The following is a 26186-nucleotide window of genomic DNA, read 5'->3' on the forward strand; positions in this document are numbered from 1 at the left end:
AAAGTGAGTCATGGAACCACGACTATTGAGGCTAAAGGTGTGGCTAATGTTTTTATACGTCAAGGTAATGGGAAATATAACGCTAATCTCTTAGCCATGGCGAATATCTCGATAATGTCTGGTGATAACAAGGAGAGAAATAAGCTGTATATGTTGGGGGGATTAAATACCCATACTCATCTTGGGCATGGGGATAACCTGTGGTTAGCCGCGGGAGGTCTTAATCTATTAACTCATCAAGGTAATGGCAATTTAACTACATCTGTGGCAGGTGGGGGAAATGTTATTACTAAAATAGGTAACGGTAATATTAAGGCCAATATGCTGGGTATGGGTAATATCCTAACGCAAATTAACCAAGGCGATAGAGAAAAAGAAAATCATTTATGGGCGATTGCTGTAGGTGGAGCCAACATCATTACTAAGCAGGGCGTGGGCGACCTTCAGGCATTTATGGGGGGCGGATTAAATGTATTAACACATCTCGGGGATGGTGAGAGTTTGGGCTTAATGGTGGGGGGAGGGAATATATTAACCAAAGTAGGGCATGGAAATGTCAGTGGCATCATGTTTGGTTTAGGGAACATTTTCACCCAAATTGGTGATGGACGCACGATAGGTATTATGGGGGCGGCGGGTAATATTTTTACCAAAGTCGGTGATGGTCAAATCATTGCTGCGATGCTAGGTGGAGGAAATCTTTTTACCCATATCGGGGTAGGTAATACTTACGCTTTTATGGCGGGCATTGGCAATATTTTCACTAAAGTCAACGACAGTGACAATGAAGATGATGTTATCGCTTTGATGATAGCTAAAGCGAATATCTTTACTCAGATAGGCCACGGTACGACGGTTATAGTCATGGCGGCAAAAGGTAATATCGCCACTAAAGTTGGAAACGGTTGTATTTTAAATGCCATGTTAGCGGTTGGGAATATTTTTACTCATGTTGGGGATGGTGAGACGTTTTCTATAATGTTGGGAAAAGCTAACGTATTGACTAAAGTAGGCGATGGATTTACTGCCGCTTTATTAGCTGGAAGTGCCAATATTTTAACGCATGTACACCGTGGAGACAGTACAACACTCGGTATATTCCTCGGAAAAATTAATATCATGAATAAAGTTGGCTCGGGGACTTCATTGGGACTGATGTTCGGTGATGCCAATATTATGAACCATATCGGTGACGGTATAACGGGCGCATTAGCTATGGGTAAAGCTAATATTATTACCAAAGTTGGTGATGGTTTTATGGGGGCTGTTGCTAAGGCTAAGGGGAATGTAATTACCCATATCGGTGATGGCCCGACCGCAGGATTACTTTTTGGTAAAGCGAATATTTTAACCAAAGTGGGAGATGGGGCTTTGGTTGGATTATTGGTTTCAGATGGCGGTAATGTGATGACGCATTTGAGCCAAAGAGAGCCCAGTAATACCGTCGCTTTTGCTAAAGGAAAAGCCAATTTAATCAATAAAATAGGCAGTGGTTTATCTATTAATGCGCTATGGGGAAAAGCTAATATTGCCACACAAATTGGAAATGGTGAACGCTATAATTTTGCTAAAGGGCGCGCCAATATAATCAGCAAAATAGGAGAGGGACGCGAAATTACGCTGGTTCAAGGTGACGCAAATATCATCACTCATCTTGGCGATGGTGATGATTATGTTGGTACTAAAGGTAAGGCGAATATAGTAACTAAGGTAGGCGATGGTCGGCTGATATCTGTCGCTAAAGGGGATTCGAATATTATTAGTCAGATTGGTACGGGGATGGGCGTTAATATTTTGTGGGGAAAATTAAATATAGCCACTAAAATGGGAAATGGCCTACAAATCAACGTATTAAAAGCTAAAGGAAATATTACTACCACCGTAGGTACCGGGACTAATATTGTTGCCGCTTACGGGGATACTCATATAAATACCAAAATTGGCGCTGGGACAGCGATTAATGCGGTATGGGGCAATTATATTTTAACCAGCCACATTGGCGACGGTATGAATATCGCAGTAATGAAAGGCAAGGGCAATGCCAACATTCATATCGGCGACGGATTAATGATCCACGCCACTTATGCGCGTAATAATATCGCGATTAAGGTGGGTAATGGCGATTTTTATGCGTTGTCGGTGGCTTCAAACAATACGCAAAGTAATAAGTTAGCGGCATTGTTCGATAACATAAAACAATCGGTGCTCGGAAATGCAGCAAGTCAGGCAATTAATGAGCTTATTAGCGGCAAAAACGCTTTAATATCGGGGAATAGTTCGGGGGTCGATGATATACATATCTCACCTGTGCCGGATAAATTGGCTGGATTGATGTTGACGGAAAATACATCGTTAGCTGCACCGCTAGAGTCGTCCTTGACGCATCAACTCAGTGAGTTAAAAGCTCCCGATTTAGACAGTTTGGCGGAGCAATTTTCTGTTGAAAACGTATCGTCAAATACGACTGCGTTAAATACGACGGAGCGGGTGCAATCCACCACTGACAATTCTACTCTGGGCTCTGTTTCACCTGATATTTTACAACCAGTAATGCAAGATAAGCAGGCCGCACTCGAGATACAACAGCGCCTAAATAAAGAAAAAAATCGTCATTTATCTCATGCACAACTCTCGCTGGATCAATTGAATCATAGCCAGCCGCAGGAATTGGTACACAATGGCGATGAAATACAGCAAAGTTTACTCGCCAATTCGTCGATATTAAGTGATCAAGCAACAGATATAGCACAACGAGCTATATTCTTTTCTCAGCCAGAAATAACGAATATTCAACAGCCATTAAGTTCAGGTATGCATTGGCGTCAGCAATATGCGGCTCAATTTATACATCAAACTCAAGATAAAGCGCAGCAACAACTGGCAGACTCCTCGCAAATATTAAATACAATTGAACAGCAATTGAGTACCAATTATCGCCAGGTAAAAACGTCGGTGCTCCAATCTGAACAGGCTTTAATTAATACTGAAAGTGATTACACCGTAATTGAACCAAATATCAATATTACACAGCAACAGGTTGCTCAAAAGGTAGCGCAAGCTGTAGAGCAACAGAATGAGACTAATAACAGCAAAAACCAAGCGTTAAATCGAAGTACCGCAGCCAAAGATGCAGCCGAACGCCAAATTATCGTAAGTAATAAAAAATTGGCGGCTCAAAGTATCGATGAAGTTAAAGCCTTGAAGCAGAATGATGATTATCGTCCACAGAGAACGACAGCAACAGTCAGTGGATTAGAGCTTAATAAATTAAATGATGTTGAATTGGAAAATGAAGATTTAGATGGATCTAGTGAGTCAGAAATCGCACTAAATATTGATTCAGCAGGTATTCGAGCATCAGAGCAACCAATCGATGGCCGATTGAGTAATCAAATTAAATTAGATCAGTTTACACCGCTAATTTCAGCGGCTCAGCAAGTTTTATCCCAGACTGAACTGTTTGATCAATCGCTAGCTCCCGAAGGTATCAATCAACGTAGAAATAGTGCGCTAGCAGAGAATCGTGTTACCAATGATTATTTAGCGCCGCTATGGGAACAAGGAGAGCAGGAGGAAGAATCATCTTCATCAACGCTGATTGATCACTCAGATCATGAAATCGATTATACGCTTGATGACATTCATCGTTCATTAATACTCGCCGAATCTTCTGTCGACCCTCGCCCGATAAAAAAATTATTATCCAGACTAAAACAGTGGCTACCTACATTTTCGGATAATCCTATCAATGATGTAGACTTACTTCAAAAATCAGCCCCGAGAGCACTGCAACATGCGATGGCTAATGCGTTAGCTAACCGTTATTTAATTGAAGAACGAATACATGGAGCAGGCGGAGGAAAAGCCTATTTACAGTGGTTAAATTATCTTTTAGAACAGCAATCTGTTCGAACAACTAAAAGTACGGATATTGATTCAGTAGAACAGCAATTAATTGCTACTTATAATCAACGATATTTATCGGCACAGATAAACTTATTATTAACTACACAATCATTAATTCACGCCAATCATCTTAATAAAAGTAACTTACTAGATAACGAAACTATAAAAATAAAAAAACAACACATTGTTGAGCATGTAAATCAACAATTTAAACATAATTTAGAACAGAATGGGATGACAAAAAATAATCAGATTAACGGGTTAAATAATGAGGAAGCCAGTTATCAAAAATTAATGGATAGCATTAAAAATAGCCAAGAGTCTAGTTATTTTCAGTTAAATTCAAGTCATCAAACACTGGCGATTTCAGTAAATCCTAATTATGAAGGGCAATCTGAAGGACAATATATTTATTCGTTATATGATCCTGATATCGGCATTCAATCATTTGATCATTATGCTGATTTTCAGCAAATGACAGATAGACTTTATCAAGCACCTATTACTAATTATTTTGCCGAACAACATTCTAAAGCGCGAGAACAATCCACTGTGTTAGAGATGGAATATAATCAGTATAAAAACAGTGAGATAATAACCTCTGATAGTGTATGGAAACAGGCGATTGAGGGTGAGGCACAGTATGTTATACAGCAGTTACAAGCTCAGAAAAAAGTACTCTCGATAGGAAATAAAAGTTATGTTCAAATAATTTCTGATGATAATGATATTATTACTGTCGAGTTAACTACACCTACCGAAAAAAAATTACAAATTCAAATCTCAAAAGAAAAAATTAGGCATATAGAAAAAGGTGAAATATTAGTAGATCGACAAACAAATAATAATACTAAAAATAGTGATATAAAATGTCTAATTAATATCTTAGAAAAGAACTTAGCAAAAATATTAATTTATAGCCATGCAGAAAAAATAGCTATCAAACCTGCTGTATTTCATCAAGGAATTAATATCGAAGTATTAAAAAATAGCGATGTTAATTCTCTTACTTTTAATCCTTGCGATATCTTAGATAAAGTAAATCATGATTTAAATAAATCCTCTACCCTCCTTAGTACTATCGATTTTATAGACTTAAAAACATTTATCCCAAATAGTGCAGCAATACACAAAGAATGGCAGGAAATGCTCCGAAATATTAATACCATTAGACAGGTTTATTTTCCTCATGATATCGCACGATATTTTGCCACATTAAAACAGTACCGCGTAGGTAATTGTGGTGATCGTGCATTGTATGCTGCCCATTTAATTATTAATGATCATAATTATCAGGGGGAGGTCGAGTTATTAAAATTAACCGGCGATGGTGATCATGTATTCGTACGAATTGGTGGAGATTCACCAGATGCTTTGATCCTTGACCCATGGACTGGACGTTATTTTCACCATAGTGTTATGGATCGCATGTTATTTAATCCTAATAACCACAAAATTGAAGTACATCAGACATTTGCACAACTAAAAACACTGTTTAGTGATTTATCAAAAATCGATATTCTTCAGCAGCAATTAGCGCCTTTAGGACCAAAACGTAAGACCGGATTGAAATTAACTATCACGCCAGAAATGACGCCATTTGAAATGCGTAAAGCTGAATATCAACGTCAAGGTATTTTAGTCGCTGAGGGCTCGTTTGGTTTAGTTATTTGCGATCCTAAAGAGCCACATTTATTAATTAAGGATATGGGGCAAGCCTATGAATCTGCGGTCAATGAAGCGATATATTTCAATCGGTTTTATGGTGATGGCAGTGCTGATGTACATCGTGATGGGCAAGGAAATGTCTATTTAACGATGTTAAAAGTGCCGGGAACAGTTGTTTCTTCGCTTTCTGCACAGCAATTGCCAATCAATGCACGCGAGTTGTATTTGACGATGGTAGCTGATTTAGCCGATCGCAATATTTACCATCAGGATTTGCATTTAGGCAACGTAATGTACGATGCAGAAAATCAGCGCTTCTGGCCGATAGATTTTGAAAGCAGCCAAGATGCTGATCAAAGTAGAAATATTAATTCGCAGATAGCCGTCGCGCAATTTGAACGTGGATTACATTTGCTCGGGGGAGATGACGCCTTAAATCAAACATCTGAGCGTTTATTGTATAATAGTCAGGTTGATAATTGGATGCGTATAGATGTTAACTCCACCAATATTATAGGAAATAATTCTATAAATGATTCAGAAAATCACCCCAGCCAATCGTACCAGTCGCAGTACGACACGCAGCTTATTATCCAATTAGAAAATGATATCACAGTAGCAAAAGCAGCGGCAAATTTAGCGGGCAAGCACCCTAAAAACACAGTGATTGTGCAGTTAGATAGTACAGGAGATTACCGTGTCGTGTATGGCGATCCCTCGTTAATTCAAGGCAAAATTCGTTGGCAATTAGTGGGGCATGGGCGAGAGTTAAGCCAAGATAATCATCAAGCTGATCATCGAAGTTTAGCCGGCTATTCGGCTGATCAATTAGCGGTAAATTTAGCCCGTTTTCAGACTAATTTTCAGGTGAACAATATTTTAGCGCTATCGCCACACAAGATAAGTCTAGTGGGTTGTTCTCTAATCGGGGAAGATAAACAGCAAGGGTTTGCTCGTGACTTTATGCAATCACTCGCAGAGCAGCAAATTCGTTGTAAGATATCGGCACGCAATAGTGAAGTTGCTGTTGATTTATATGGACATAAACAAACCCGTGATGAGTACGGAAAATGGAACAAGAAACATGCGTCGAATAAAGTAGTTTTAGATTGGAACGATAATAATCACATAGTGAGTTACCAAGAATCCATTCGTCAGGGAATAGCAGAAGGTGAGATTGATATTCACCGTATGGGGCTTAATCAACAGCCTAAAATTGCCTATGGTGTCATTGGTGATGATCGTGAAATTTACACCCCTCCACCGCGCTCTGAACCACCGACAGCACCGCAATCTACAGAGGCAGATAAGTCCGTGAGTTATTCCGGAAATATAGAGGTACAAATTGGCGATGGGGAGAGCACTCTCCTTAATTGGGGAACCAGTAATGCCGTAATCAAAGTTGGTAATGGCGGGGTTAAGGCCGTTAATTTTGGTGATAATAATTTGCTTCTGCATATTGGCGATGGTGATAGCAAACATAGTATTAATATTGGTGGGTATCAAGCCTTTGAAGGTGCACAGATCTTTATTGGGTCGCGCAATATTAGTTTTAATCATGGGCGCAGTAACGATGTGATTTTAATGGCAGAAAAATCTATTCCACTGCCGCCATTAGTTAATCCTTTTGATGGTGCAGCGCGTATGGCTCAGCAATTACAACAGATAGCCGATGCGGGTGAGCAAAATGGCAGGCTAAAAACTCAGGATCAGCAATGGTTGTTAGCGGGAGTACAAAAATATTTGCACGAGATGGCAACGCTAGACGGCTACAGCAACGTCGATTACACCACGTTAACCGAGTTAAATTCTCAATATCAGCGCAGTGGTCGCGGATTAGATGCTGATATTGAAGCTAATCTAAATAAACGATTTAGTCAGTGGCTCAGTGGAAATCCCTCTCAGGCGGACGGGCAAAAGCTTTCGCGCGCGCAAAAATTACAGCAGCTGAATCAAAAAATAACATTTAATTTTGCGGTCGGTGGCCAGGGCGAGGATATTCAGCTTACTCATGGAAATTGGAATTTTATATTCGGCGATAATATTCAGTCTATTTTAGACACGAATATCGGCTCGTTGTTTGGCATTATTAGCCAACAATACAGCGCGACAGGGTTACCTAAAACCACATGGACTTATGCGATTGATCATATGCCGCGCCAATTTAAACATCGAATGCTACAACGCATGGCGAGTATAAATGCGGATACCACCTTAGCAGATATTTTTGGCGTGCAATATAGTGCGACGGGCGCGTTGATTTCAATCGACAACCAGCCGCTAGATACACAGGGGATATTGTTAGAACTGAGTGAAATCATGTTCCAATTTGGCGGCGAGCAGTTAAGTAAATTTACCGATCCACAGGCGATCCTCAATAGCCTGCAAGCTAATCTAGCGTTGGGTCAAGAAGGAATACGTACAACGTTGCAACAACATGGATTAATTGAGAAACATAGTGAAATAGCTGCGGATCTCGATAGCATAGATCAGCCATCAGATGATGAAAATCTGCTATTTGATCATCCCCATTCAGCTACGGCATCCACGATAGATTCACAGCCTGAAGCGCGCGATTTTGGTTTTAATTCATTACAACTGCCTAATATTTTTGCCATGCTATTTAATCGCGATAAACAGAGTGAAATGGCAACAAAATTAACCGAAATATCCAGTGAATTTACTAAAGACATCTTAAATATGGAGCAAAAAACCGTTGATTTTCTGCGTCACAGCGGTTTCTTAAAAAATGATGGCGATTTTCATCTTTCGATGGGAAATTACAATTTTAACTGGGGCGGCGATGGTAACGATCTTGGCACCTATACCGGAGATAACAATAATTTTTGGGGAGGGCGGGGGGATGATACATTTTATGGTTCGGGTCTCTCCAATCTGTTTTCTGGCGGGGAAGGCGATGATATAGGCGTGCTTACTGGCCGAGAAAATACTATGTTTGGTGGCAAGGGCGATGATTTTGGTCTGGTTGCCGGGCGGGTGAATTCGCTATATATGGGCGATGGAAATGACAAAGCCTTTGTATTTGGTGAAAATGGCATCATCGAGATGGGGACAGGGGGGGATTACGCGATAGTTTCAGGTAATTTCAATCAAGTTTCGATGCAGCAAGGGCAAGATTATGCCGTGGTGATAGGTAATAATAATAAATTGAGTTTAGGCGAAGGGAATGATTTAGCCACTATTTTTGGTAATGAAAATCAAATACATGCGCAAGAAGGCCATGATCGACTAAAATTAATGGGCTACCACTCGGTGATCAGTGGAGGGACCGGACGAGATCATTTAATCGCTAGCAATTTATCTAAATTCAGTGTGATCGATGGCGGTGAAGACAACGATATTATTTCATTAGGCGGCTATGAAAATCAGTTTTATGGTGGCGGGGGAAGTAATCGTTTTATTGTTAGCAAGGATATTATCAGTAATCGTGTTATGGATATCCAAGCGAATGATTATATTGTCTTAAAAGGATTAGACCGCCATAACTTAGGCTTTGAGCGTAGTAATAATGATTTACGATTATGGTTCAAACGTTTCGAATTACCGCAAGATGCACAACAACAATTTGAATCGCTAGGTATGGTCACATTTGATAATTATTTTGCTGAAACTCTTGCTACAGAGCGGGCAAAAATAGTGATCCATGCCAATGAGCGAGAGTCAGATAATCAGCGCGATTATATGGCGTTAACTGGCGAGGCGGTGGATCAATTAGTGAATCTAATGGGACACTCTGGTATCGATTATTCTGCACTTAAGCAGCACTCTGGCTCATTGCTGAACGGTATTGATGAGCAAATAGCTATCGGGGTAAATCAGGCTTGGGGAGATGTCGTGCAGCAGCGAGGTTATATGGCTTAGCTTGATGATTAAGTTTGATAGATAAAATAATCACGGTAGTAAAGTCAAGCAGGATAGCTGACTACCGTGATTATGATTCATAATCAATTACTTATTTCATCTAATGATAAACAAAAGCCAGGAACAAAAATTTCGATAAAATAGTCCATTTCTGGGCTTTTTCTATCCGCTAATGTTTGTTCTAAACGTTTTTTGGCCAGTTTAAATTCGCTGTTACCCGCCGCTAATTCTTCTAAACATTTCAAATAAGCACACAGTGAATCGGCTTGTTTAACTAACGAATGTTCTTCTTCTGTTTGTAAATCTTCAACCACCAGCGAACGAAAATCTTCTTGCAGCTCTTCTGGTAGCATCGCGATTAATTTCTGCTGGGCGTATTTCTCAATTTTTTTATATTCATGAGCAATTTGCGGATTATGATATTTAATAGGCGTAGGCAGATCGCCGGTTATCACTTCGCTGGCATCATGATACATAGCGAGTAATGCAATGCGTTCCGGATTGAGATTGCCGTTAAATTTACGATTTTTAATAATTGCTAAAGCATGAGCAACAAAGGCGACTTGTAGACTGTGTTCAGACACATTCTCAGTCCGGACATTGCGCATTAGAGGCCAACGATTGATTAACTTCATACGGGCAATATGGGCAAAAAAATAGCTCATGATTTCTCCTTAAGTTGATGTCTGGATACAGTTCGCCCTTGTCTGCTAATGACGCTATAAATACAAGGGAGACAAATTATGCCAGAAGCACTTGTCCATTGTGAGTGAGGCAATACACTTTGTAAATGACCGTATTTGATTGTATTGAGGGGAGAGAATAAAAAAACCTTCGCTGGAATGAAGGTTTTTTCATCTTTATCATCTATTGATGATAGTGCTCTAAGAAACGGCCAAATTTAGTAATTGCCATCTCTAAATCATCAACACGCGGCAGAGTGACAATACGGAAATGGTCAGGCTCAGGCCAATTAAATGCAGTTCCTTGAACCAACAAGACTTTTTGCTGCAAGAGCAAATCGAGGATCATTTTTTGGTCATCATGAATATTAAAGCGTTTAATATCAATTTTTGGGAACATATATAGAGCGCCTTGAGGCTTAACACAAGAAACACCAGGAATTTGATTAATTAATTCCCATGCCCGATTACGCTGTTCATAAAGTCGTCCGCCGGGATTGATAAATTCGCTAATACTCTGATAGCCACCGAGTGCAGTTTGAATCGCATGCTGCATTGGTACATTAGCGCATAAGCGCATTGATGCTAGCATTTCCAAGCCTTCAATATAGCTTTTAGCGTGTTTTTTGGGACCATTCAGCACCATCCATCCTTGGCGGAAACCGGCTACGCGATAGGTTTTTGATAATCCATTAAAGGTGACGGTGAGCAGGTCTGGGGCTAAAGCGGCAATCGAATGATGTACGGCATCGTCATAAAGAATTTTATCGTAGATTTCATCAGCGAAAATAATCAAATTATTTTGTCGTGCGATTTCAACTACTTCTAATAGCAGCTCTTTACTGTAGACCGCACCGGTTGGATTATTTGGATTAATGATGACGATACCGCGCGTCCGTGGGGTAATTTTACGGCGAATATCTTCAATATCGGGCATCCAGCCTTGTTGCTCATCACACATATAATGAATGGCGTTACCGTTAGACAGAGAAACGGCGGCAGTCCAGAGTGGGTAATCTGGCGCAGGTACGAGCATTTCATCACCGCTATTTAACAGCGCCTGCATTGCCTGTACGATAAGCTCGGAAACTCCGTTACCAATATAGACATCTTCAACGGTTAGATCGCGCATATTGCGAGCTTGGTAAAATTGAACGATAGCTTTACGGGCGGAATATAGGCCCTTGGAGTCACAATAGCCTTGAGAGCTGGGTAGGTTACGAATAACATCGACCAAAATTTCGTCCGGTGCATCAAAACCAAAAGGTGCCGGGTTGCCAATATTCAGTTTTAAAACTTTGTTGCCTTCTTCTTCTAAGCGCTTAGCTTCTTTTAATACTGGTCCACGGATGTCATAGCAGACATTATCCAGTTTGTGCGATTTTTTTATGATATTCATTATATTCTCACTCACCTTTCGGCATTTACAGCAGGGGGCATCCCAGCAAATCTAAGTCTTACCACTGTACTCCTACCACGGAAGCTTTTGAAGATCCGCGAGAATTTTGGTGTAAAAGGTTGTAAAAGACCGTTAGGTTAATGTTTGATGGCTTTTTATATTCATTAAGTTAGATTAAAACTCTTATTGTATTTGTTAGGTTAGAACTATAGTTTGGTTAATGGATAGATTTTAGTGGGCGAATAGACAACACCGCTAAAAAGTAGCGATTAATAAGAATATTTATTTTGTATCAAACTGTAAGGTTTTTTGAGTAATCATGTATAAATATACGAAATTTTCCTAAAAACGAATCTACTAAATTCTAAATTAATCAGGCTTATTAGTGATATTTATCGTTTTAATCTCTAAAATTTATGCTAAAAGTGGTTAAACGGCTGTTTATCAGTCAGTTTTGTACAGGTATGATGAGCGAGTATAAGCAACGTTTATGTATTTACATTAAATTAATTGCAATTACATTAAATATGCTACTATTTTCTCGTACTCATAAAAAGAACATTCATATTGGCATTTAACTGTTGCCACGCTAAAAGTTAATTAAGAAGAGTAAATATAGAAAAATATATTTTTCTATATAGGATTAATTTAGCTCAAGGTCATACAGTTGCTGGTGGATGTATAGATTTAGATAACATGACTAATGTTTAAAAAATGAATGCTAGGTCTCTTTCTTGAGATCATAAAACACCAGGCTTATCAGGCTTATAAAGTATAAGAGAATAAATGATGATAAATTCTAACCGTCCAATTATGAATCTCGATTTAGATTTATTAAGAACCTTTGTTGCGGTCGCAGACTTAAACACCTTTGCCGCAGCTGCGGCCGCGGTATGTCGAACCCAATCTGCGGTAAGCCAACAAATGCAGCGCCTAGAGCAGTTGATTGGGCGAGAGCTATTTGCACGTCATGGTCGTAATAAACTATTGACTGCGTACGGCTTACAGCTGTTGGGATATGCTCGGCAAATATTACGTGCCAATGATGATGCGACGGCTTCGTTATCCTATAATGATGCCGAAGGTGAATTAAGAATTGGTGCATCTGATGATACTGTCGATATTTTGTTACCATTTCTGCTGAATAGAATCGCTTCAGTCTATCCGCGAATGGCTGTAGATATCCGTATCAAACGCGCGCAGTTTATTGAAGGCATGCTGGACAATCATGAAATCGATCTTGCATTGACCACCGCGCGTATTGCTCATCATCCTAAAACCGCATTACGTACTGTGCCTGTTTTATGGCATTGCGCAGCAGATTTCCAATTGCGTACTAATGAACCTATTCCGTTAGTCACTATGGAAGAATCTAATCCTTTCCGAAAATTGAGCGTTGAAGCGTTAGATGAAGCAGGGATAGCCTGGCATATCGCCTATGAAGCGGCTTCACTACCTGCCGTCCGTGCCGCAGTAAACGCTGAAGTCGGAGTCACGGCACGCCCAATGGAAATGCAGAATGCAGATTTACGAATTTTAGGCGAGATCGATGGTTTACCTCGTTTGCCAGATATTCAATATTGGTTATATAAAAATGCGGATGAGCAAAAAGAATCAGTATTGACTGTGTTCAATGCGATTGAAAATAAAAAGATAAGCTATGCTACGGCTGTCGACGATAATCTTGCCGCCACAGAAAATATCACTGCCTAATTATCAGCATCAATTAAATATATTCGTACTAAGTTATTTACTGTTATCGCTATTGATCCAATGGCGATAACAGTCCGCTTATTGGCCTAGATTTTAAATCAGTGTTTTAACGTGTTAAGCCATATTTTAGCCTACAATTTAACGCTTATTCAATACTATATTCCAGACGGCTCACTCCAAAAGGTAGCAATATACAGCGCTATTTTTGACTCAATACGTCAGATAATAAAATAGAGCATATTAGCCTTTCAATTAGTATGGCTAATAGTGTAAATTGTACTTAGTCTATATTGTCTCGCCATAATTATTCAGAATACGAAGATTATTTTTATTATCATATTCTGTGATGCTCCCGGCATAAGCTAAATTTTACTTTACAGGTTAAATAATTGTTACCTTGTTAACAATATTTTATGTGTTAAATAAGTAAAATAATCGCCAATGTTATAGCAGTCTATTGATTTAATGCAAAAAACGCTATTGTTACGGCGTAGGTTAAAATTGATTTAAATGTAAACAGAAGCAAAGTTTTTTCAATAAAACCGTGAGCTAGATCAAAAAAATAGCCCATAAAATGCTCTAATAGAACAGGTTTTTCCTGAGATAATAGTGTAGTAAAAGCGAATAATCAGTTAGACTATATGCTGTGTTGATAGGCTTTTAGTCAGACTGACACGTTTTAGCTGTTTTAAGATAGTTTTTGTTAATGGACTGTATTTTCTTTGTAAAGAAATTGCGTTTATTTTGTCTCAATTAAGCAAAATAGCCGTATGGGGAGGAAAGCCAACAAGGATCTTTCAGCCTGCTTTTGGTGGGAATTGTTCCTTTTTGATTATTTTTCTCAATTAACTGGGCAAATTATGGTGTAACACTGCCGTTATATTATAAGAGCAGAATTACTGGCACCATTTTTAACGAGTAAGCAACGAATATGTCGACATCAATTGAAGCGTTAGCCCATCACTGGGCATTTGCGATTTTCCTTATCGGGACTCTCGCCCTATGTGCTTTTATGCTCACTGCTGGGCATTTCCTAGGTGGCCGGTCTAAAGCAAGAGCTAAACATGTCCCTTATGAGTCAGGAATCGATTCCGTAGGGAGTGCCCGTCTTCGTATGTCAGCCAAGTTTTATTTGGTTGCCATGTTCTTCGTTATCTTCGATATAGAAGCTTTATTCCTATACGCGTGGGCTGTATCCATTCGTGAAGTAGGCTGGCTGGGCTTTATTGAAGCTACTATTTTTATTCTGGTGTTGTTGGCTGGGCTGTTTTATTTAGTACGCATAGGTGCACTAGATTGGACCCCAATTCGTTCACGCCGTCACGTCGATGGTCCGAGCGAAGTTATCAAAACCAACAATAATCATCCGCAGTAAAAAGCGAGGCATTAAACAATGGATTATACGCTTACCCGCATAGATCCTAACGGGGAGAATGACCGTTACCCCCTGCAAACTCAGGAAATCGTCGGCGATCCGCTGGAGCAAGATATTAGTCGTAATATCTACATGGGCAAGCTGTCTCATGCATTGCACGATGTGGTTAACTGGGGTCGTAAGAACTCTTTATGGCCATATAACTTCGGTCTTTCATGTTGTTATGTGGAAATGGTTACTTCATTCACTGCGGTGCACGACGTTGCACGTTTCGGTGCAGAAGTATTACGTGCCTCTCCACGCCAAGCCGATTTCATGGTGGTTGCTGGAACATGTTTCACCAAAATGGCTCCGGTTATCCAGCGTCTTTATGATCAGATGCTTGAACCTAAATGGGTTATTTCGATGGGAGCATGTGCGAATTCAGGTGGAATGTACGATATTTATTCTGTGGTGCAGGGTGTTGATAAATTTATCCCGGTTGATGTTTATATTCCGGGCTGCCCACCACGACCAGAAGCTTATATGCAGGCACTATTATTGCTGCAAGAGTCTATTGGTAAAGAACGTCGCCCATTGTCTTGGGTGGTCGGCGATCAAGGTGTCTATCGTGCCAACATGCAGTCAGAAAGAGACAGAAAGCACGGCGAGCGTATCGCAGTGACTAATCTGCGGACACCAGACGAAATTTAAGGCTTATAGCCATTCAGCGTAACCAGAGCAATGTGTTGCGGTCACAATAAACCTGATCAAGCGTTGTGGTGAAGAATGATGACAGATCAGATAGCGCAAAACGGTACCAAGCCAGCATGGCAAACGCAGGAACACCTCGATGATCCTGTGATTTTGGAACTGCGCAATCAATTTGGCCCGGATGCCTTTTCTGTTCAGGCCACCCGTACTGGCATGCCAGTAGTCTGGGTGAAACGCGAACAGTTATTATCAATAATCGATTTTCTTAAAAGACTGCCTAAACCGTATGTCATGTTATTCGATATGCACGGGACGGATGAACGTCAGCGTATCCATAGACAAGGCCTACCTGAAGCAGACTTTTCTGTTTTTTATCATTTGACCTCTATCGAGCGTAATCGCGACCTGATGTTAAAAGTCGCACTGTGCGAAAGAGATCTCAATGTGCCTTCTATTACTTCACTGTTCCCGAATGCCAATTGGTATGAGCGAGAAGTGTGGGATATGTTTGGTATCACCTTCCAAGGGCACCCAAATTTACGCCGCTTATTGATGTCTCCTAATTGGGAAGGTCATCCGCTGCGTAAAGATTATCCCGCGCGTGCTACCGAGTTCGATCCTTTTGTCTTAACAAAAGAGAAAGAAGCGTTGGAAATGGAGGCGTTAACCTTTAAGCCAGAAGAGTGGGGCATGGCACGGGGCAATGAAAATGAAGATTTCATGTTCCTAAACTTGGGGCCTAACCATCCCTCTTCTCATGGTGCTTTCCGCATTATTCTTCAGCTTGATGGCGAAGAAATTGTCGATTGTGTACCAGATATCGGCTACCACCATCGTGGTGCTGAGAAAATGGGTGAGCGTCAATCATGGCACAGCTATATCCCATACACCGACCGTATTGAATACCTCGGTGGCTGTGTCAATGAGATGCCTTATATTTTGGCGGTCGAAAAACTGGCTGGCATCGAAGTTCCTGATCGCGTTAAAACCATTCGCGTCATGCTCTCTGAGTTGTTCCGCATTAACAGTCACTTGTTGTATATCAGTACCTTCATTCAAGACGTTGGTGCGATGACGCCGGTATTCTTTGCGTTTACTGACCGTCAAAAAGTGTACAACGTGGTTGAGGCGATTACTGGCTTCCGTATGCATCCTGCGTGGTTCCGTATTGGTGGTGTAGCGCATGATTTACCGCACGGCTGGGATAAACTGCTGCGCGAATTGCTCGATTGGCTACCAAAACGCCTTGAGTCTTATGTGACTTCTGCGCTGAAAAACTCCATCTTGAAAGGTCGTTCGGTTGGCGTAGCTGCGTATAACTCGAAAGAGGCTCTGGAGTGGGGCGTAACTGGCGCCGGATTACGTGCGACAGGTATTGAGTTCGATGTGCGTAAATGGCGTCCTTATTCTGGTTATGAAAACTTCGATTTTGAAGTGCCAGTAGGCCATAACGGTGACTGTTATGACCGCGTGATGCTGAAAGTGGAAGAGCTGCGTCAAAGTATTCGTATTCTTGAGCAGTGCCTGAAGAACATGCCTGAAGGGCCATTTAAGGCCGATCATCCATTGACTACTCCGCCGCCAAAAGAGCGCACATTGCAGCATATTGAAACGCTGATCAACCACTTCTTGCAAGTGTCTTGGGGGCCGGTAATGCCTGCAAATGAATCATTCCAGATGGTCGAAGCGACCAAAGGGATCAACAGTTATTATCTGACCAGCGATGGCAGCACAATGAGCTATCGGACCCGTATTCGTACGCCGAGTTACGCGCATTTGCAGCAAATTCCTGCTGTTATCAGGGGTAGCCTAGTATCTGACCTTATCGTCTATCTGGGCAGTATCGATTTTGTAATGTCTGATGTGGACCGCTAACAATGCCGAATGAATTTAACGCTAACAATCAGCCCGCCCATCTTGATGTGGTTAACGTGTACGAACCACCAGCCAAACCTACTTTTGAGCTGAGTGTCGAAGAGCGTGACGCTATCGAACATGAAAAACATCACTATGAAGATCCGCGCGCGGCATCGATTGAAGCACTGAAAATTGTGCAAAAACAACGTGGCTGGGTAGAAGATGGTGCGATTTATGCCATCGCCGATGCGTTGGGGATCCCTGCCAGTGATGTGGAAGGGGTAGCAACATTTTACAGCCAGATTTTCCGTCAACCTGTTGGCCGTCATATTATTCGCTATTGTGACAGTGTTGTTTGCCATATCACAGGTTATCAGGGGCTTGAAGCCGAAATTATCAACCAGCTGAATATTCGTCCGGGGCAAACCACTGCTGACGGTCGTTTTACTTTATTGCCGACCTGCTGTTTGGGTAACTGTGATAAAGGGCCAACGATGATGATTGATGATGATACACACAGTTACGTCAAGCCTGAAAATATCAAAACGTTATTGGAGCAGTATCCATGACAGTATCCGGAGTGAAGCAAGTTATCCGTACTGCGGAAAACCATCCTCTGACATGGCGTTTGCGTGACGACCATCAACCAGTTTGGTTGGATGAATACCGCAGCACAAACGGTTACAAAGGTGCAGAGCGCGCCTTAAAAGGTATGGCACCGGATGAGGTTACCTCATTAGTAAAAGACGCCGGCCTAAAAGGGCGGGGAGGCGCAGGCTTCTCCACGGGGCTGAAATGGAGCTTAATGCCCAAAGACGAAAGCATGAATTTGCGTTATTTCTTATGTAACGCCGATGAAATGGAACCGGGCACCTATAAAGACCGTTTATTGATGGAACAATTGCCCCATCTATTGATTGAAGGCATGCTGATTGGGGCTTATGCCCTGAAAGCCTATCGCGGTTATATTTTCCTACGTGGGGAATATGTTGATGCTGCACGCCATTTACGCCGAGCGATTGAAGAAGCCAAAGCCGCAGGTTTATTGGGCAAAAATATTTTAGGTTCAGGATTTGATTTTGAGCTGTTTGTCCATACCGGTGCGGGCCGTTATATTTGCGGTGAAGAAACCGCATTAATCAACTCGCTCGAAGGTCGTCGTGCTAATCCACGTTCTAAGCCGCCATTCCCAGCAACCTCAGGTGCTTGGGGCAAACCGACGTGCGTTAATAATGTAGAAACTATCTGTAACGTTCCCTCGATTTTGGAACACGGTTCACAGTGGTATATCGACTTAAGCGCAGGTAAAAGTAAAGATGCGGGCACCAAATTAATGGGCTTCTCTGGACGGGTAAAAAATCCGGGCCTGTGGGAGCTGCCTTTCGGAACGACGGCGCGTGAAGTGTTGGAAGATTATGCCGGCGGAATGCGCGATGGGTTTACCCTGAAAGCATGGCAACCGGGAGGTGCCGGGACCGACTTCTTGACTAACGATCATCTAGATTTACCGATGGATTTTGAATCGATCGGTAAGGCTGGCAGTCGTTTAGGGACTGCCTTAGCGATGGCCGTAGATAACGAAGTCAATATGGTTTCGTTAGTGCGCAATTTGGAGCAATTTTTCGCGCGGGAATCGTGTGGCTGGTGTACACCTTGCCGTGATGGTTTGCCGTGGAGCGTGAAAATTCTTCAGGCACTGGAGCGCGGTGAAGGGCAGCCGGGAGACATTGAAACTCTTGAGCAGCTGTGTCGCTTTTTAGGGCCGGGTAAAACCTTTTGTGCCCATGCTCCGGGAGCGGTTGAACCGCTACAGAGCGCCATCAAATATTTTCGTGATGAATTTGAAGCCGGTATCTCGCAACAAGATCTGCGTAATTTAAGCAGTATCGCGGGGATTCAGCCTAATTTGCTGAAGCAACGCTGGTAACAATACTAGTAACTATCACTGGTAACAACACCCACTGTCGGTTCTCCGACAGGTTGGTCACGAAGTGAGAATTTTTGATTAACGCCTGCCGAAATGCGGGCCTTTGGGAAGCATGCTGACTATGGCTACAATACATGTAGACGGCAAAGAATATGATGTAAACGGGGCTGATAACCTGTTACAAGCCTGCCTGTCATTAGGGCTGGATATTCCTTATTTTTGCTGGCATCCGGCGCTGGGAAGCGTTGGCGCTTGCCGCCAGTGTGCGGTTAAGCAATACCAAAACGCAGAAGACACTCGCGGTCGACTGGTAATGTCTTGTATGACGCCTGCGGCAGATGGCACCTTCATTTCTATTGATGATGAAGAAGCCAAAATGTTCCGCGAGAGCGTAGTTGAATGGCTAATGACCAACCACCCACACGACTGCCCAGTCTGTGAGGAAGGCGGTAATTGTCATTTGCAGGATATGACAGTGATGACCGGTCATACCATGCGTAAATATCGTTTTACCAAACGTACACATCTTAATCAGGATCTCGGCCCATTCATTAGTCATGAAATGAACCGCTGTATTGCCTGTTATCGCTGCGTGCGTTATTACAAAGATTATGCCGACGGTACCGATTTAGGTGTCTATGGCGCGCATAATTATATCTATTTTGGTCGTCCTGAAGACGGAACCTTAGAAAGTGAGTTTTCCGGTAACTTAGTAGAAGTTTGTCCTACTGGGGTCTTTACCGATAAAACCCATTCTGAGCGTTACAACCGTAAATGGGATATGCAGTTTGCACCGGGCGTTTGCCAGCAATGCAGTTTGGGTTGTAATACCAGCCCGGGCGAGCGTTATGGTGAATTACGTCGTATCGAAAACCGTTTTAACGGTTCGGTAAACCAGTATTTCCTTTGCGACCGTGGTCGTTTTGGTTATGGCTATGTCAATCGCAAAGATCGTCCGCGTCAGCCGCTGTTAATAAAAGACGGCGTACAGCAAGTTCTCTCTGCGGTCGATGCGATGCGCAGTGGTGCGCAAATCCTAAACCAAGCACAAAAAGTGATTGGTATCGGTTCACCCCGCGCCAGCATTGAAAGTAACTACGCACTGCGTGCTCTGGTCGGCGCTGAGAATTTCTATTCCGGCCTATCTGCGGCTGAGCAAGGTCGCTTAGAGCTAATGCTTAATCTGCTGCAAAAAGGTGGCGTTTATACGCCGAATCTGCGTGAAATCGAAGGCTATGATGCGGTACTGGTGCTGGGTGAAGATTTAACTCAAACCGGCGCACGTATGGCGTTATCGGTTCGTCAAGCCGTGAAAGGTAAAGCGCGTGAAATGGCAGCAGCCCAAAAAGTGGCAGACTGGCAAATCGCGGCAGTGATGAACATTGGCCAGCGAGCTAAATATCCGCTGTTTGTGACTCACGTTGATGATACGCGTTTGGACGATGTGGCGGCCTTTAATTACCGTGCGGCTGTTGACGATCAAGCCCGTTTTGGTTTTGCGATTGCGCATGCGATTAATGGCGAAGCACCGGCGGTTGATGGGCTTTCCGCTGAGTTAAGCGCTAAAGTAGAGATTGTTGCTCAAGCGTTAGCCAGCGCTAAAAAACCATTAATTATTAGTGGTAGTCACGCCGCCAGTGACGCGATTATTCAAGCTGCCGCCAACGTGGCTTTGGCTTTAAAAGCCAAGGGTAATCAGGTTGGGCTGTCTTATATCGCGCCTCATGCTAACAGTTTTGGTTTAGCCATGATGAATGCCGAACCACTGGATAGCGCCTTAGCACAGATAGAATCCGGTGCGGTAGATACCGCGATTGTGATGGAAAATGATTTATACCGTCACGGTAGCGTCAAAGCGATTGATTCGGCACTGACTAAATTGAAACAGTTAATTGTCGCTGATCATCAACGTACCGCGATTATGGATAAGGCTGACCTTATCTTACCTGCGGCGAGTTTTGCCGAGAGCGACGGAACATTAGTCAATCAGGAAGGTCGTGCACAACGTTATTTCCAAGTTTTCGACCCCAGTTTTTACGATCACTCGATTGTGATGAACGAAAGCTGGCGTTGGTTGCATTCGCTGCAAACAGAAGCACAGATGCGCGAAATTGATTGGTCTCAACTCGATGATGTTATTGCTGATTGTGTGGCTGCATTACCGCAATTTGCACCGATTGTCGATGCAGCACCAAAAGCTTCATTCCGTATTCGTGGGCAAAAACTGGCACGTTCACCGCATCGCTACAGTGGCCGCACCTCAATGCTGGCAAATGTGAGTGTGCATGAGCAACGTCAGCCACAAGATAAAGACACTGCCTTTGCTTTCTCTATGGAAGGAAATAACAGCCCAACCGCGCCACGTCAGCAAATTCCATTTGCTTGGGCACCAGGCTGGAACTCACCACAGGCATGGAATAAATTCCAAACTGAAGTCGGTGGGCATTTACGCTTTGGCGATCCTGGTGTGCGTTTATTTGACGGTCAAGATGGCAATATCGGCTATTTCACGACGATCCCAGCGGCCTACCAGCCAAAAGAATCCGAGTGGATTGTTGCGCCTTATTACCATTTATTTGGCAGCGACGAAATGTCTCAACGTGCCGAGGTTATCCAACAACGGATGCCAGAACCGTATGTGATGTTAAGTCAATCAGACGCTCAAACCTTGGGAATGACGCCGGGCGCAATGGCGGAATTTAGCCATGCTGGACAAGCGTATCGTTTGTCGGTGCGCATCAGTGCCCATCTTGCTCAGGGACAAATTGGTCTGCCACTGGGAATGCCGGGTATCGCTCCTGTAATGGCGGGTATATCAGTGAATAACCTGCGAGGTGTTGCATGATGGATTGGTTATCTCCGGCGGTAATGGAAGTGCTGATCTCAATCTTGAAATCAGTCGTGATTCTGTTAGTCGTCGTCACCTGTGGTGCTTATATGAGTCTCGGGGAGCGTCGTATTCTGGGATTATTCCAGAATCGATATGGCCCGAACCGTGTGGGTCCATTCGGTATGGGACAGCTAGTAGCCGATATGTTCAAAATGCTGTTTAAAGAGGACTGGATCCCTAAATTTGCCGACAAAAGAATCTTTACGTTGGCACCAGTGATTGCGTTTTGTTCGCTCTTTTTGGCTTTTGCTATCGTTCCGGTTAGCCCAACATGGTATGTGGCTGATTTAAATATCGGGATTTTATTCTTCCTGATGATGGCCGGTCTAGCGGTGTATGCGGTGCTGTTTGCTGGCTGGTCCAGTAACAACAAATATTCATTGCTTGGCGCGATGCGTGCCTCAGCGCAAACCGTTAGCTATGAAGTGTTTCTCGGCATTTCGCTGCTCGGCGTTGTGGCTCAGGCGGGCTCATTCAACATGCTAGATATTGTCAATTCCCAAGAGCATATGTGGAATATTATTCCTCAGTTCTTTGGCTTCCTGACATTTGCTATCGCAGGGGTTGCGGTGTGTCACCGTCATCCTTTTGACCAACCAGAAGCTGAGCAAGAGTTAGCTGACGGTTATCATGTTGAATATTCCGGTATGAAGTTCGGTCTGTTCTTTGTCGGTGAATATATCGGTATTGTGACCGTATCGGCATTGATAGTGACACTGTTCTTTGGTGGATGGCATGGTCCATTCCTGCCAGCATTTATCTGGTTTGCAATTAAGACGGCGTTCTTCATGATGATGTTTATCTTGATCCGTGCCTCTTTACCGCGTCCGCGTTATGATCAGGTGATGTCATTTGGTTGGAAAGTCTGTCTTCCATTGACTCTGATAAACCTGTTGGTAACCGCCGCAGTAATTTTGTGCAACGCTCAATAAGGGGTGATTGAACCATGACATTGAAAGATTTAGTGGTCGGTTTCGCCACCCAGGTACGCAGTATTTGGATGGTCGGGCTACATGCCTTCGAGAAGCGCGAAACGCTAATGTATCCGGAAGAACCGGTCTACCTACCACCCCGTTATCGTGGGCGCATCGTGTTAACTCGCGATCCTGACGGTGAAGAGCGTTGTGTTGCTTGTAACTTATGTGCGGCTGCCTGCCCAGTTGGCTGTATTTCGCTACAAAAAGCCGAGCATGAAGACGGTCGCTGGTATCCAGAATTCTTCCGTATCAACTTTTCGCGCTGCATTTTCTGTGGCTTATGCGAAGAGGCTTGCCCAACAACCGCAATCCAGTTAACACCGGATTTTGAGATGGGCGAATGGAGACGTCAGGATCTGGTCTATGAGAAAGAAAACTTATTAATCTCAGGCCCGGGTAAATATCCAGATTATAACTTTTACCGTAAATCCGGTATGGCGATAGCTGGTAAAGACAAAGGCGAGGCGGATAACGAAGCCAAACCGATTAACGTCAAAGACCTGTTGCCGTAAGGAGCGATATTCATGGAATTTGCATTTTATATCGCCGGACTGGTGGCCATCTTGGCAACACTGAGGGTGATAACCAATACCAATCCGGTGCATGCACTGCTGTATCTGGTGGTTTCTTTGCTGGCACTGTCCGTGGTGTTCTTCTCGCTTGGCGCTTATTTTGCCGGTGCGTTGGAGATAATCGTCTATGCGGGCGCCATCATGGTGCTGTTTGTCTTCGTCGTCATGATGCTGAATTTAGGGCAGACAGTTGTTGAGCAGGAGCGTGCATGGTTAACGCCGAAAGCGTGGATTGGACCGGCAATACTTTCTGCGGTGCTGTTAGGAATTTTAATCTACAGCATCAACAGCTTGTCTTACACTCACGGTATTACCGGTGAAATGATCAGCGCGAAAGAGGTCGGTATCAGCTTATTTGGTCCGTATGTTTTAGCGGTCGAGTTAGCGTCATTGCTATTATTAGCCGGTCTAGTGGTGGCTTTCCACATTGGTCGTGAAGATAAAAGCCAACGCGGTGATATCGTCAGTAACCGTCATGCGGAGGAACAAAAATGATACCTCTTCAACATGGTCTGATTTTGGCGGCAATTTTGTTTGTAATGGGGCTAAGTTGCCTTGTTATTCGCCGTAACTTGCTGTTTATGCTAATCGGACTGGAAGTGATGATTAACTCTGCTGCGTTGGCTTTTGTCGTCGCTGGGAGTTTCTGGGGGCAACCAGATGGCCAGGTGATGTATATCCTGGCAATTGCTCTGGCTGCAGCGGAGGCGAGTATTGGCTTGGCGTTGTTGTTACAACTCCACCGCCATCGCCAGAACCTGAATATTGATAAAGTCAGTGAGATGCGCGGATGAATTTACTTTATTTAACCATTCTGCTGCCGTTATTGGGATTTTTGCTGCTGGCATTCTCCCGGGGACGCTGGTCAGAAAATGTTTCCGCCATTGTCGGAATAGGTTCGGTTGGATTAGCGGCATTAGTGACCCTCAATGCGGGAATTGACTTTCTTGCTCATAATAGCGAAGGCGGCTATGTGTATAGCCAAACGCTGTGGCATTGGATTTCGGTCGGTAGCTTTAATATTCCCTTTACCTTAGCGTTAGATGGTCTGTCTCTGACCATGCTGAGTATCGTGACTGGCGTGGGTTTTTTAATCCATATGTACGCCTCATGGTATATGCGCGGTGAAGAGGGCTATTCTCGTTTCTTTGCTTACACTAACCTGTTTATTGCCAGCATGGTGGTGTTAGTTTTAGCCGATAACATGATGCTGATGTACATGGGCTGGGAAGGGGTAGGGCTGTGCAGTTATTTGTTGATTGGTTTTTATTATACCAATCCAGACAACGGCAAAGCGGCGATGAAAGCCTTCTTTGTAACCCGTGTCGGTGACGTATTCTTAGCTATCGGTATGTTTATCCTATTCAATGAATTAGGCACGTTGAACTTCCGTGAAATGGCTATTTTAGCGCCACAGAAATTGGCGGAAGGCTCAGTGATGATCAACTGGGCAACGCTGATGATCTTGGGCGGCGCCGTTGGTAAATCGGCGCAGTTACCGTTACAAACTTGGTTAGCTGATGCGATGGCGGGGCCGACCCCAGTGTCTGCCTTAATCCATGCGGCAACCATGGTTACTGCCGGTGTTTATCTGATAGCACGTACTCATGGCTTGTTCTTGATGGCGCCTGAGATCTTACATTTAGTCGGGATTATAGGTGCAGTAACGTTGCTGTTTGCCGGTTTCTGTGCACTGGTACAAACCGATATCAAACGTGTGTTAGCTTACTCAACCATGAGCCAAATAGGCTATATGTTCTTGGCATTGGGCGTGCAAGCATGGGATGCAGCGATTTTCCACTTAATGACACATGCGTTCTTTAAAGCATTGCTGTTCTTGTCTGCGGGCTCGGTGATTATTGCCTGCCACCATGAACAAAATATCTTTAAAATGGGCGGCTTGCGCAAGCAGATTCCGTTTATTTATGTCTGTATGATTGTCGGTGGTAGCGCACTTGCGGCATTACCTCTGGTCACTTCAGGCTTCTACAGTAAAGATGATATTTTGTGGGGCGCGGCGATTGATGGTCAGCAAATCCTGAAATGGGCCGGTTTGGTTGGTGCGTTTATGACGGCAATGTATACTTTCCGTATGATTTTCATCGCGTTCCATGGCGAAGCAAAAATCAAAACGCAGCCTATTAATGGTATAACCCAAAAATTACCGTTAACTGTGTTAGCTGTATTAGCTACCTTTGTTGGCGCTCTGTTTATTCATCAGCCACTTGAAGGCGTATTCCCAGTGAATTCGCACGCTCATGAGGCGGGTAAAACAGTATTAGAAACTATCTCCGGTGGCTTGGCGATTGCAGGTTTACTGGTGGTTGCCTTCCTGTACTTAGGTAACCGTAAACTGGTCAATGGAATTGCAAAAAGTTTGCTTGGTCGGATGTTCTCAGGGCTGTGGTTCCACGGCTGGGGCTTTGACTGGCTGTATGACGTTATTTTTGTTAAACCATTCAAAGGGGCTGCTTGGTTATTGGAAAGCGATCCGGTGAATTCATTGATGAACCTGCCTGCACATTTGTCCCGTTGGGCAAACAAAGGGCTGGCTGTCAGTGAGAATGGTCAAATCCGTTGGTATATCGCCTCTATGGGGCTGGGTGCAGTGCTCATCTTAGCTCTGCTGCTTTTGGTTTAATTA

At 43.2% G+C, this 26186-nt stretch carries 15 protein-coding genes; 13 read left to right on the plus strand and 2 right to left on the minus strand.

Going from position 1 to position 26186, the window contains the following annotated elements:
- Positions 1–39 precede the first annotated feature (39 nt).
- The gene (gene rtxA, locus M992_RS08015; protein ID WP_211257336.1) at positions 40–9456 is read left to right on the plus strand and encodes an MARTX multifunctional-autoprocessing repeats-in-toxin holotoxin RtxA; all 9417 of its coding nucleotides are present in this window, start codon (positions 40–42) and stop codon (positions 9454–9456) included.
- An 83-nt stretch (positions 9457–9539) separates the two neighbouring features.
- On the opposite strand, the gene yfbR is transcribed toward rtxA, so the two are convergent.
- Together yfbR and M992_RS08025 are read right to left on the minus strand one after the other, a co-directional pair.
- Positions 9540–10121, minus strand: coding sequence for a 5'-deoxynucleotidase (yfbR, locus tag M992_RS08020; RefSeq protein ID WP_053908071.1), 582 nt, complete (start codon positions 10119–10121; stop codon positions 9540–9542).
- Between the two features lie 202 nt (positions 10122–10323).
- Positions 10324–11538: a pyridoxal phosphate-dependent aminotransferase gene (locus tag M992_RS08025; RefSeq protein WP_053908072.1), complete on the minus strand. Its 1215-nt coding sequence runs from the start codon at positions 11536–11538 to the stop codon at positions 10324–10326.
- Positions 11539–12327: 789 nt separating this feature from the next.
- Between M992_RS08025 and M992_RS08030 the strand changes: the two genes are divergently transcribed.
- From M992_RS08030 to nuoL, 12 genes are all read left to right on the plus strand, one after another.
- Positions 12328–13251, plus strand: a complete 924-nt coding sequence (locus M992_RS08030; RefSeq protein ID WP_053908088.1) for a LysR family transcriptional regulator — start codon at positions 12328–12330, stop codon at positions 13249–13251.
- A gap of 931 nt (positions 13252–14182) precedes the next feature.
- A complete protein-coding gene (locus M992_RS08035) occupies positions 14183–14626 on the plus strand; it encodes an NADH-quinone oxidoreductase subunit A (RefSeq protein ID WP_053908073.1) in 444 nt (147 codons plus the stop codon).
- Positions 14627–14644: 18 nt separating this feature from the next.
- Complete coding sequence (locus tag M992_RS08040) at positions 14645–15319, plus strand: NuoB/complex I 20 kDa subunit family protein (RefSeq protein WP_047257025.1); 675 nt, start codon at positions 14645–14647, stop codon at positions 15317–15319.
- A gap of 75 nt (positions 15320–15394) precedes the next feature.
- Positions 15395–17194, plus strand: a complete 1800-nt coding sequence (nuoC, locus tag M992_RS08045) for an NADH-quinone oxidoreductase subunit C/D (RefSeq protein ID WP_187120216.1) — start codon at positions 15395–15397, stop codon at positions 17192–17194.
- Positions 17195–17196: 2 nt separating this feature from the next.
- On the plus strand, positions 17197–17745 hold the full coding sequence (gene nuoE, locus M992_RS08050; protein WP_047257023.1) for an NADH-quinone oxidoreductase subunit NuoE: 549 nt from the start codon (positions 17197–17199) through the stop codon (positions 17743–17745).
- The gene (gene nuoF / locus M992_RS08055; protein WP_047257022.1) at positions 17742–19103 is read left to right on the plus strand and encodes an NADH-quinone oxidoreductase subunit NuoF; all 1362 of its coding nucleotides are present in this window, start codon (positions 17742–17744) and stop codon (positions 19101–19103) included. Before nuoE ends, nuoF begins: the two co-directional genes overlap by 4 nt.
- 112 nt (positions 19104–19215) lie before the next feature.
- Positions 19216–21948: an NADH-quinone oxidoreductase subunit NuoG gene (gene nuoG, locus M992_RS08060; protein ID WP_053908074.1), complete on the plus strand. Its 2733-nt coding sequence runs from the start codon at positions 19216–19218 to the stop codon at positions 21946–21948.
- Positions 21948–22925: an NADH-quinone oxidoreductase subunit NuoH gene (gene nuoH, locus M992_RS08065; protein ID WP_053908075.1), complete on the plus strand. Its 978-nt coding sequence runs from the start codon at positions 21948–21950 to the stop codon at positions 22923–22925. Before nuoG ends, nuoH begins: the two co-directional genes overlap by 1 nt.
- 14 nt (positions 22926–22939) lie before the next feature.
- Positions 22940–23482, plus strand: a complete 543-nt coding sequence (nuoI, locus tag M992_RS08070) for an NADH-quinone oxidoreductase subunit NuoI (RefSeq protein ID WP_047257019.1) — start codon at positions 22940–22942, stop codon at positions 23480–23482.
- 12 nt (positions 23483–23494) lie between these two features.
- On the plus strand, positions 23495–24037 hold the full coding sequence (gene nuoJ / locus M992_RS08075) for an NADH-quinone oxidoreductase subunit J (protein ID WP_053908076.1): 543 nt from the start codon (positions 23495–23497) through the stop codon (positions 24035–24037).
- Positions 24034–24336 carry an NADH-quinone oxidoreductase subunit NuoK gene (gene nuoK, locus M992_RS08080; RefSeq protein WP_047257017.1) on the plus strand — a complete coding sequence of 101 codons (303 nt, stop codon included), beginning with the start codon at positions 24034–24036 and terminating at the stop codon, positions 24334–24336. Before nuoJ ends, nuoK begins: the two co-directional genes overlap by 4 nt.
- Complete coding sequence (gene nuoL / locus M992_RS08085) at positions 24333–26183, plus strand: NADH-quinone oxidoreductase subunit L (protein ID WP_047257016.1); 1851 nt, start codon at positions 24333–24335, stop codon at positions 26181–26183. Before nuoK ends, nuoL begins: the two co-directional genes overlap by 4 nt.
- Positions 26184–26186 lie beyond the last annotated feature (3 nt).

This window comes from Moellerella wisconsensis ATCC 35017, assembly GCF_001294465.1.
Lineage (GTDB): Bacteria > Pseudomonadota > Gammaproteobacteria > Enterobacterales > Enterobacteriaceae > Moellerella > Moellerella wisconsensis.

Bases quoted from the DNA above. Each gene is read 5' to 3' on its own strand.
- M992_RS08030 (WP_053908088.1), top strand. From the start codon at position 12,328: ATGATAAATTCTAACCGTCCAATTATGAATCTCGATTTAGATTTATTA.
- M992_RS08040 (WP_047257025.1), top strand. From the start codon at position 14,645: ATGGATTATACGCTTACCCGCATAGATCCTAACGGGGAGAATGACCGT.
- nuoI (WP_047257019.1), top strand. From the start codon at position 22,940: ATGACATTGAAAGATTTAGTGGTCGGTTTCGCCACCCAGGTACGCAGT.
- nuoF (WP_047257022.1), top strand. From the start codon at position 17,742: ATGACAGTATCCGGAGTGAAGCAAGTTATCCGTACTGCGGAAAACCAT.
- M992_RS08035 (WP_053908073.1), top strand. From the start codon at position 14,183: ATGTCGACATCAATTGAAGCGTTAGCCCATCACTGGGCATTTGCGATT.
- nuoK (WP_047257017.1), top strand. From the start codon at position 24,034: ATGATACCTCTTCAACATGGTCTGATTTTGGCGGCAATTTTGTTTGTA.
- nuoH (WP_053908075.1), top strand. From the start codon at position 21,948: ATGGATTGGTTATCTCCGGCGGTAATGGAAGTGCTGATCTCAATCTTG.
- nuoG (WP_053908074.1), top strand. From the start codon at position 19,216: ATGCTGACTATGGCTACAATACATGTAGACGGCAAAGAATATGATGTA.
- nuoL (WP_047257016.1), top strand. From the start codon at position 24,333: ATGAATTTACTTTATTTAACCATTCTGCTGCCGTTATTGGGATTTTTG.
- nuoE (WP_047257023.1), top strand. From the start codon at position 17,197: ATGCCGAATGAATTTAACGCTAACAATCAGCCCGCCCATCTTGATGTG.
- nuoC (WP_187120216.1), top strand. From the start codon at position 15,395: ATGATGACAGATCAGATAGCGCAAAACGGTACCAAGCCAGCATGGCAA.
- nuoJ (WP_053908076.1), top strand. From the start codon at position 23,495: ATGGAATTTGCATTTTATATCGCCGGACTGGTGGCCATCTTGGCAACA.
- yfbR (WP_053908071.1), bottom strand. From the start codon at position 10,121: ATGAGCTATTTTTTTGCCCATATTGCCCGTATGAAGTTAATCAATCGT.
- M992_RS08025 (WP_053908072.1), bottom strand. From the start codon at position 11,538: ATGAATATCATAAAAAAATCGCACAAACTGGATAATGTCTGCTATGAC.